Consider the following 10,286-nt stretch of genomic DNA (forward strand, 5'->3'; position numbering starts at 1 on the left):
TCGCCCAAGCGCTTACTGCGTATAACCGTACGCACGGATGATGCGGGTCGCTTGCGCTCCCTTGAGGTAGTCCATCAGCGCAGCAGCCGCTGGATTGTGCTCGCCGCGCTTGAGCAGCACCGCGTCCTGCTTGATCGGCTCGTACAACGCGCTCGGCACGATCCACGCCGAGCCACTGTTGAGCTGACCGTCCTTGTACACCTGGGACAAGGCGACAAAACCCAACTCGGCGTTGCCAGTGGCGATGAACTGATAGGTCTGGGTGATGCTCTGGCCTTCGACCCGCTTGCCCTGAGTCGCCTCGCTCAGCCCCAGTTTGGCCAGCACTTGCGTGGCGGCCAGGCCATAGGGTGCCGCCTTGGGGTTGGCGATGGCCAGGTGCTTGAACTGCCCAGCCTTGAGTGCGGCGTCGCTGCCGTCAAGGTAACCGGCAGTGGCCGACCACAGCACCAGGCTGCCGATCGCATAGGTGAAACGCGAGTCAGCAACCGCCTGCCCTTCGCGCTCCAGCCTGGCCGGGGTGCTGCTGTCCGCGGCGAGCAACAGATCGAAAGGCGCCCCGTTGTTGATCTGCGCGTAGAACTGCCCGGTAGCACCAAAGGAGGCGACCAACTTGTGTCCGGTTGCCTGCTCGAACGCGGGTGCGATGGCCTTGAACGGCGCGGTGAAATTGGCGGCCACGGCCACATGCACCTCGTCGGCCAGGGCACTGCCGGTCAGCAGAACAGTGAGCAGCAGGACGAGCTGTCTAGGCATGGCGGATTCCGTGAGGTTGGCGCAGGGGCTTGGCTATATAGCGGTGTATACAGCGATGCGCACTATACAACCTCTGCGTGACCTGAGGCTCACGGCCCCTGGCCGCTGCCTCCGCAGCCAGCCGGCGGCGATGATCGGGCCTGCCGGCCTACGGCACCCATCCATGCGGGCCTGAAAACCATCAAGTTCATGCTCCGTGATGGCGAAGTGCCGTTTGTCGGGCGAAGGCTACCTATACCTGCGCCTGTGAACTGACGCACGAAAGCCGTCTTTGATGGCTTTAAGCCACATGATCTAATCGCCGTCGATTTTCCGCCGCTGTTTTTCTGCTACTCAAAGGACTGAAAGCATGTCTTTGCGCTGTAGTGCTTTGGCCGTCTGGCTATTTTTTATTCCTGTCGTCGCTCTGGCGCAAACGCCGGGCGACCGCGAGTTGATCCGCGAGCGCCAGGAGCGCCTGTTGCAGGAGCAGCAGAGGCGTCTGGACGAGCTTCGCCAATTGCCGGGCGAGGCACCGCAACTGGAAAGTGCCCCCACCCAGGACGAACGCTGTTTCGAGATCGAGCAGATCCGGCTGGAAGGCGCCCAACTGCTTACTGAGGCCGACCAGGCCCGCATCTTCCAGCCCTTCGCCGGCCAATGCCTGGGCGTAAGTCAGCTCAACGAGCTGCTCAAGGCCATCACCCAGTTCTATATCGATCGAGGCTACGTGACCTCGCGGGCTTACCTGCCGCAGCAGGAACTGGCCTCGGGCGTGCTGCGCGTCATTGTCGTCGAAGGCCGCCTGGAGGGCCTGGACAGCTCCACGCTTGCCAGTGACCGCGAACTGGCCATGGGTTTCCCCGGCCAGACAGGTGAAGTGCTGGACCTGCGCGAGCTGGAGCAGCTGGTCGACCAGCTCAACCGGCTGCCGTCGCGCCAGGCCCAATTGGAGCTGGTGCCAGGCGAAGAGGTGGGCGGCAGCCGGGTGCGCCTGGCAGGCGCGCGCGACAAGCCTTGGCGCGTGTCGCTCAATCGGCATAACGATGGTCAGGCCAGCAGTGGTGAGCAGCAGTGGGGCGCCGGGCTGGATTGGGACAGCCCGCTTGGTCTGGCTGATCAAGTCAGCCTGCGTGGCGCGGGCGACACCCTGAGCGATCACTGGCGCCACTCGGCCAGTCAGAGCCTGTATTACAACCTGCCCTATGGCTGGTGGACCTTTAACTACAGCTATAGCCAGAGTTATTACCGCAGCCTCGCCGAAGCTAACGGCTTTGACTTTCATACCGACGGCGAGAGCCGTAGCCATAGCCTGCGGGCCGAGCGAGTGGTGTACCGCGACAGCGTCGGCAAGACGGCATTCAACGTCGGCCTGTCACACCTGCGTACACGCAACTACATCGAAGACAGCCTGCTGGAGGCGTCCAGTAACCGCCTCAGCGAGTTCCAGCTCGGCTTCAACCATGGCCGCCGTATTGGCACCGCCTTCGTCAACCTGGACCTTGGCTGGCAGCACGGCACTGGCGCCTTCGATGCGCAGGACAACAACCACCCGCAGCCCGGCGAGCCGGTCGCCCGCTACAACAAGTACAGCCTGACCCTGAGCTATTTGCAGCCTTTCCAGCTGTGGGGCGAGAGCTTCAGCGTCGACAGCCTGGCCACCGGCCAGAAGAGTGAAGACCTGCTGTTCAGCCCCCAGCGTATCAGTGTGGGCGGGCTCAACTCGGTACGCGGCTTCAAGGAGCAATCGCTCACTGGCGACAGCGGCGGTTACTGGCGCAACCAACTGCGCTGGCGCCGTCCGGTCACGGTCGAGGCCCTGCGCCCCTGGCTGGGTGAGTACGGGGTGACCCTGGCCTACGACGTCGGTGTGATCAAGGGCAATCGTTACAACCCGGGTATGAGCGGGCGCCTGAGCGGTCAGGCCATCGAGTTCTACCTGCGTGGCCAGCACCTGTCGACCAGCGTGACCTGGGCGCAGTCGCTGGAGCGCCCGGATGCCATCGCTGAAGCCGAGCATCCTCTGTATTTCCGCGTCGACCTGTATTTCTAAAAGCCGCCTGCGCCACGACGCAGGCATGCCAACACGACTTTGAGCAACACCTGGGGGATTACTACATGGACGTTCGCAGTCCGCTCTATAGCAACCTGGCCCTGATTCTGGCCGGTGTCATGTTTCTCAACCCCATCGTCGCCACTGCGGCGCAACTGGCGGTGGACGGCAATGCCGCAGGCAATACCAGCCTGGGCCAAGCGGGCAATGGCGTCCCGGTGGTGAATATTGCCACGCCCAACGGCAAGGGCCTGTCGCACAACAAATTCAGCGACTACAACGTCGGCCAGCAGGGGCTGATCCTCAACAACGTCACCGGTCGCACCCAGGCCACCCAGTTGGGCGGCATCATCGTCGGCAACCCCAATTTGCAGGGCAAAGCCGCCGGCATGATCCTCAACGAGGTCACCGGCGCCAACCCTAGCCAGCTGCGCGGTTATACCGAAGTGGCTGGCCAGGCGGCGCGGGTCATCGTCGCCAACCCCCACGGCATCACCTGCGACGGCTGCGGTTTTATCAACACCCCGCGCGCCACCCTCAGTACGGGGCGGCCTGTGGTCGAGGATGGCCGGCTGTCACGCTTTGACGTCGATGGCGGGCAGATCGCCATCGAAGGCGCCGGCCTCAATGCCAGCAATGTCGAACAGTTCGACCTGATTACCCGCAGCGCCAAGCTCAACGCCGAGCTGTATGCGAACAAACTGGACATCGTCACCGGGCGCAACGCGGTCGATGCCGACAGCCTGGCTGCGACGGCCAAGGCCGATGATGGCAGTGACAAGCCGATGCTGGCCCTTGATAGCTCGGCGCTGGGCGGTATGTACGCCCGGGCCATTCGCCTGGTGGGAACCGAAGGCGGGGTCGGGGTGAAGCTGGCCGGCGACATGGCGGCCAGTGCGGGCGATATCCAGATCGACGCCAATGGTCAGTTGACCTTGGCGCAGGCAGCAGCCAGTCGCGATATCCGCCTCAAGGGCGAGAGCATCGCGCTGACCAGTAAGACCTATGCCGGCCGCAATGTAGACGCACAGGCCACACAGGCGCTGAGCCTGACTCAGGGCCAGAGCCTGGCGGCCCGCGAGCGTATTGAGCTGAAGGGCGGTCAACTGGACAACCAAGGGCTGATCGAAGCCGGCGTGAACGCCGATAACAGTCGCAACCTGATCGGCGATGTGACACTGAGCGGCGATAGCCTGCGCAACAGTGGCAGCGTGATCGCCAGTCGCGAACTCAGCACCGTCCTCGACGGGCAACTGGACAATCGCGCCGGCACGCTCAGCGGCAAGACCAATACCATCCTCACTGCCGCCAGCCTGAACAACAGCGCCGAGGGTCGCCTGTTGTCCCAAGGCAGCCTGACGATCGGCGTCGACGCGCTGGATAACCGCGGCGGCCTGATCGCCAGCGCTAAGGATCTGAGCGTCGTAGCAAAGGCTGATCTGCACAACCAGGCTGGCGAAATCTCCAGTCAGACGGCCGTTACCCTTGAGGGCCGGACGTTGAACAATCAGGGTGGCCTGATTGCCTCCGACAGCCTCTTGCACGTGACCGTCGCCGAACTCGACAACAGCGGCAAAGGCATGCTCAGCAGTCAGGGTGCGTTGAGCGTCCAGGCGCAGGCGCTGGACAACCGCCAAGGCGGCGTGCTCTTCAGCAAGGGCAGCCTGACGCTGACCGATGCCACCGTGGACAACCGAGGCGGTGCGATCGTTGCCGAGCAGCCACTGAGCGTCGCTGGCAAGAGCCTCGACAACCGTGGCGGTCTGGTCAGCAGCAAGGCGAACATCAGCGTCGATGTGGATGCGTTGCTGGACAACCGCGACCAAGGCACTTTGGTCGCCGACGGCAAAATGACCGTCGCCGCCGCCGAATTGCGCAACACCAACCGTGGCCAGGTGGCCGCCAAGGGCGATCTCGAGATTACCGTCGAGCAACTGAGCCAGCAGGGCGAGGCCGATACCGCGACCCAGGCCGGCGAGCTGATCAGCGAGGGCAAACTGACCCTGGTCGCCGACAGCATCGACAACCGTCAGGGCGGTCTGATCGCTGCCAGCAAAGGGTTGGATATTCGCGCCAGCGCGCTCCTGCGCAACAGCGGCGGGGAAATCTCCACCCAGGGCCAAGCCAGCGTTCGCGTGCAGGCGGCCAGCGGGCAACCGACCGCGCTGCTGGACAACAGTGGTACCGGTCTGATCATTGGCGACCAGGGGCTGACCCTCACTGTGCAACGCCTGCTTAACCACACCAAGGGGGTCTTGTCCGGTCGCGAAAGTCTGGTGCTGATCGGCAGCAGCGTGAACAACAGCGCTGGCGGCACCCTGAGCAGCCAGAAAGCGCTGGACGTGCAGCTGACCGGCGCCCTGGATAACCAAGGCCAGGGCGCACTGCTCAGCGGCGGCAGCCTGACGCTCGAAGCGGCCAGCCTGAATAACAGCGCAGGCGGTCTGCTTTCCAGTGTCGGCGCGCTGAGCGTCGATAAAGCGGCCCTGAACAATCAGGGCGGCAAGCTGGTCAGCGATGGCCAACTGACGATTACCAATAGCAGCCTGGACAACCGCAATAGCGGCATCATCAGCGCCAGGCAGGCACTCTCCATCGGAACCGGCCAACTGGATAACCAGAACAAGGGCCAGATCACCACCGGCGCCGGCCTGACGATTACGGCGGGCCAGATCAACAACCACCAACGGGGGCTGATCGCGGCCAAGGGCGCCGCGAAACTCACCGCGACCGGCCTCGATCAACAGGATAGCGGCGAGCTGATCAGCGAAACCTCGCTGACTCTTGATCTGCAGGGCGGCGCCCTGAACAACAGCGGAAAAGGCCTGATCGCCACACCCGGCGCGCTGCTGCTGAACAACCTGGGCGCGGTCGACAATAGCGGTGGCGGCGAGATATCCAGCAACCAAAGCTTCCTGCTCAAGGCCGACCAGTTGGACAACAGCGCCGGCCGTATCATCAGCCGCCAGGAGCTGTATCTGGATATCACTCAGGCACTCTTGAACAACCTCAAGGGGGCTTTGTCTGCCGCCAAGTTGACGGTCGAGGCCGCTAGCCTGGACAACTCCGGCGCTGGCGTACTGGCCAGCCAGGGCGACCTGAAAGTCACCCTCGACGGCAAGCTGGACAACCACGACCAAGGCCTGATTTCCGCCGCGCAGTCGCTGACCATCGACAGTGACGAACTGGACAACTCAAGTCAGGGGCTGCTCGCCAGCGCCGGCGCCCTGCAACTGACCACCGGCGAGACGAACAATCAGGGCGGCAGCATCGTCAGCCAAACCACGTTGAATGCCACTATTGACGATCTCGATAACCGCGGCGGGGTAATCAGCAGCCAGCAAGCCCTCACACTTACCGCGGCAGATGTGGATAACCGTGATGACGGTTTGATTAGCAGTGCGTCGGGCCTGACCCTCACTGCCGACAGTCTCAACTCCAGCCGCGAGCTGGCACTAACGGGTGGCGAGGTCTCGGCCAAGGGCGACCTGAATTTGACCGTGACCCAACTGATCCAGCAACAAGGCCGCCTGATCGGCGAAGCCGGTTTGCACCTGGACATGAAAGGCGGCGACCTGGACAACCGTGGCGGCCTGCTCAGCGCCAAGGGCTTGCTGACCCTGAAGCACCTGGGCAAGCTGGATAACCGCGCAGGCGAAGTCTCCAGCAGCCAGAGTTACAGCCTCCACGCAGGCGAAATCGACAACGGCGACAAGGGCAAGCTGATCAGTGCCGATACCCTCGATATCGACCTGGGTGAAAGCACGCTACGTAACGCAGGCGAAGGCCTTATATCCGGCCTGAAAGGTCTGACGGTAAAGGCCGGCGATGTGGACAATAGCGGCTTGGGCACTCTGTCCAGCCGCGACGGTGCACTCACGGTGGAGCTGAGCGGCAGCACCCGTGTACTGAACAACAGTGGCGAAGGCGCTCTGGTCAGCAAGGGCAAATTGACGGTCGATGCCGCCAACCTGAACAACAGCGACAAGGGCATTCTTTCCAGCGAGGGCGACCTCGAGCTGATCCTCACCAAAAAACTGGACAACCACGACGGCGGCCTGATCGATACCCAGGGCGTGCTGACCGTGACTGCTGGCGAAGTAGACAACCGCAGTGGCCAGATCGGCAGCGAGAAGGCCGCCAGCGTCACCGCCGTTAGCCTCGACAACAGCGCCGGCCAGCTTTCCAGCGAGGCGGCGCTGACCCTGACCCTGACCGGTAAGCTGACCAATACTCAGAAGGCCCAACTGGCCAGCGCCGGCCCCCTGGTGCTCAAGGCCACCGCCATCGATAACCAGGGCGCTAGCCTGGTCAGCCAGGGCCTGCTCGACCTCACCGCCAGCAGCCTGACTAACGCCAACGGCGGCACCCTGGCCGCGCGTAACGGCATCAGTCTGTTGCTCAGCGGTGCGCTGAACAACAGCGCCGATGGCTTGATTCACAGCGAGTTGGGCAGCCTCGATATTCAGGCGCAGAGCTTGAACAACAACGGCGGTGCGCTGAGCAGCCAGCAAGATTTGACGGTAAGCCTGGACGGTAAGCTGGACAATCAGAGCGGCCGTATCGAAAGTCTCGAAGGCAATCTCGACCTGCAAAAATCCAGTGCGGTTGACAGCAACGGCGGGCTTCTTAGCAGCGTCAAAGGCTGGTTGAAACTGATCAGCGCCGGGCTGTTCGACAACGACGCCGGCACCACTCAGGCGCAATCCCTGGAGATTGAGGCCAAGGGCGTCGACAACCGTGCCGGGCATATCTCCGCGCTATCGGGCGACACCGAGATCACTATCGGCACCGCTACCTTCAACAACCAGGGCGGCGGCCTCTATGCCCACCAACTGCTGAAGGTGATCGCTGGCGACGTCAATAATGACGGCGCCGCGCCTGGCATGGGCGGCAAGGCCGCAGCCGAGCAGATCGACTTCAGCCTCTCCGGCGCACTGAGCAACCGCTACGGCATTCTGGAAAGCGGCAGTACCCTGAGCGTGGCCGCCGCCAGCATCGACAACCAATACGGCGACCTGCGCGCGCTGGGCACCAGCGGCGATACCAGCATTACTGCCGACGGCCTGGACAATCGCAACGGCGCCATCGAAACCGCCAACGCCAACCTGATCATGAATGTCGGCAGTTTGCAGAGCAGCAATGGCAGCATTTTGCATGTCGGTACTGGTAATTTCGGCCTGAGCGCGGCCCAGGTGATGGGCGCCGGTGGCGACCTCAGCAGCAATGGTCTGTTCACTCTTACCGCCGACAGCTGGACCAATAGTGGCGTGCTGCAAGCCGGCCGCTTGGTGCTCAACATCGGTACCTTCAGCCAAACCGCCAGCGGCCAACTGCTGGCCAGCCAGTCCTTTACCGGCAGCGGCGGCACCTGGAGCAACGACGGCCTGCTGGCCAGCGATGGCAGTTTCAGCCTCAACCTGACTGGTGCCTACAGCGGCAGCGGCCAGACCACCAGCCTCGGCAACCTTAGCCTCAGTGCCGGCAGCATCGACCTGACCTCAACCGCACGCATCAGCGGCGGCGGGTTGACCACGGTCACCAGCACAGGCCTATTGACCAACCGCGGTCGGCTTACCTCGGCCGGTGATATGACGGTACGTGCCGGCACCCTGAACAACTACGGCACTTTGGGCAGTGCCGAAGCGCTCAAGTTATATGCGCCGACGCTGCTGAATGAGAACGGCCTGATCTTTAGCGGCGAGGATATGGCGCTGCGGGTGGATAACTTCACCAATAAATATGCAGATATTTATAGTTTGGGTGGCCTGAGCATTGCCAAGGATGATCAGTTAACCAACGCCAGTTTGGTGGAGAATATTTCCTCTACCATCGAGGGCGCCGGCGACGTTTCGATTCGCGCCAGTACGCTGAATAACCGCAGCGATATATTCAGTATTGGGCGTACATTGGTTTCAGGGTTTATCGCTGTTCGTTGTTATGATTGCAGTGGCGATAACTATAACGTCGACTATGTTGCGAGAGAGACGTATAAGAGTGAGGTTTTAAGCAGTTCGCCATCATCAAATATATTGGCTGGCCGTGATTTTTACTTTCAGGGCAGTAGCTTTGCTAATCAGAGTAGCAATGTTTCGGCTGCCAGAAATATCAACGTAAATACGGATGATTTCACCAATCAAGGTGCAGTAAGCGGCACGATTGAACGGACGCGAATTTACAACTCTGCTGTGACAGATGGTTCGGTTAGACGTTTTGTCTCCGGTGACGTCATCTCTTACAATAGGCGCAATAGTCCAGATTTCCCCAATGTTCACTATGTGACCAGCTCGGGGGGCGTCCGCTTGGCAGTCCCCGTTCCTGGTTATGATTATGACGGGTACCCTTATAACGAATATAGAGACTCTGTCACGGGCGCTACAGTATCTAACTACCTGACCAATATGCTCTCGCAGGGCGAGTTGCCAGCGTCTAGCTATAATGCTAATAACCTGTTGGACCTTCCTTCACGCTTAAATAATTACAGGCTTGTGAGTGATGTTGAGGTCACAACGCCTGGCAGTACGTCTTACCCAGGCATCATTCAGGCGGGTGGAAATGTCGTTATCAATGCGACAAGCAGTTTGGAAAACGGCCTGATTCGGGAAAACTCTGCCCTACAGAGTGGAGCCAACCGAGTCGCCAACACCACCGCTCAGGGCACCGGCAAAACCACCGTGGTTCTGCTTAACCCGCAACTCCCCCCGAACCTGCAACAGCAGCAGGTTAACCCGCTGACCCTCCCCGGCTTTGTTCTGCCGCAGGGCGAGAACGGCCTGTTCCGCTTGAGTGGCCAGCAAGCCCAAAGTGCCAGCGCCCAACAGGCCCAGGGCGTGGTAATAGACAGCGCTCTGGCCGAGCGCAGCGTTGCGCTTGGGCAGCAGGAGCAAAGCCTGGCCGCAGTCAATGCCCAGGGGCGCAGCTTTACCGTGGACACCCAGGGTGCTCAAGCCGCTGCCAGCGATCAGGGCGTCTTCACCGGCGTCCCCAGTGCGCAGACCGCGCTCCCCGAAGATCCCGCTGTCCAACAACTGGCGCAAGGCGTAAGCGTCGCCCCGCCGAGCAGCCACAAATACCTGATCGAAACCAACCCCGAGCTGACCAACCTCAAGCAGTTTATGGGCTCGGACTACCTGCTGGGCAACCTCGGCTACGACCCGGACGCGGCGCAAAAACGCCTGGGCGATGGCCTCTACGAGCAGCGCCTGGTGCGTGACGCCGTGGTGGCGCGCACCGGTCAGCGCTTCCTCGCCGGGTTGACCAGCGACGAGGCGATGTACCGCTACCTGATGGACAACGCCCTCGCCAGCAAGGACGCCCTCGGCCTGAGCCTGGGCGTGACCCTGAGCGGCGAGCAAGTCGCGGCCCTGACCCACGACATCGTCTGGCTGGAAGAGCACGAGGTGAACGGCGAGAAGGTGCTGGTGCCGGTGCTCTACCTGGCCCAGGCCGAAGGCCGCCTGGCCGCCAACGGCGCCTTGATCCAGGGCCGCGACGTAAC

Annotated in this window: 3 protein-coding genes; 2 read left to right on the forward strand and 1 reads right to left on the reverse strand. The window is 62.0% G+C overall.

The features are described from left to right. Positions 1 to 12: 12 nt before the first annotated feature. Positions 13 to 756 (reverse strand): molybdate ABC transporter substrate-binding protein, encoded by a 744-nt coding sequence (gene modA, locus BMW49_RS22730; RefSeq protein ID WP_069521365.1) that lies wholly within the window; start codon positions 754 to 756, stop codon positions 13 to 15. Between the two features lie 349 nt (positions 757 to 1,105). Here modA and BMW49_RS22735 point away from each other — a divergent pair, with 349 nt between their 5' ends. Together BMW49_RS22735 and BMW49_RS22740 are read left to right on the forward strand one after the other, a co-directional pair. Beyond that, complete coding sequence (locus BMW49_RS22735) at positions 1,106 to 2,788, forward strand: ShlB/FhaC/HecB family hemolysin secretion/activation protein (RefSeq protein WP_069521363.1); 1,683 nt, start codon at positions 1,106 to 1,108, stop codon at positions 2,786 to 2,788. Positions 2,789 to 2,853: 65 nt separating this feature from the next. Beyond that, positions 2,854 to 10,286: two-partner secretion domain-containing protein (locus tag BMW49_RS22740; RefSeq protein WP_090391093.1), on the forward strand; the 7,433-nt coding region annotated here is incomplete at its 3' end.

It is taken from the genome of Pseudomonas cuatrocienegasensis (assembly GCF_900110925.1).
GTDB lineage: Bacteria > Pseudomonadota > Gammaproteobacteria > Pseudomonadales > Pseudomonadaceae > Aquipseudomonas > Aquipseudomonas cuatrocienegasensis.

Coding starts and splice junctions, on each gene's coding strand:
- modA (WP_069521365.1), bottom strand. CDS start 756: ATGCCTAGACAGCTCGTCCTGCTGCTCACTGTTCTGCTGACCGGCAGT.
- BMW49_RS22735 (WP_069521363.1), top strand. CDS start 1,106: ATGTCTTTGCGCTGTAGTGCTTTGGCCGTCTGGCTATTTTTTATTCCT.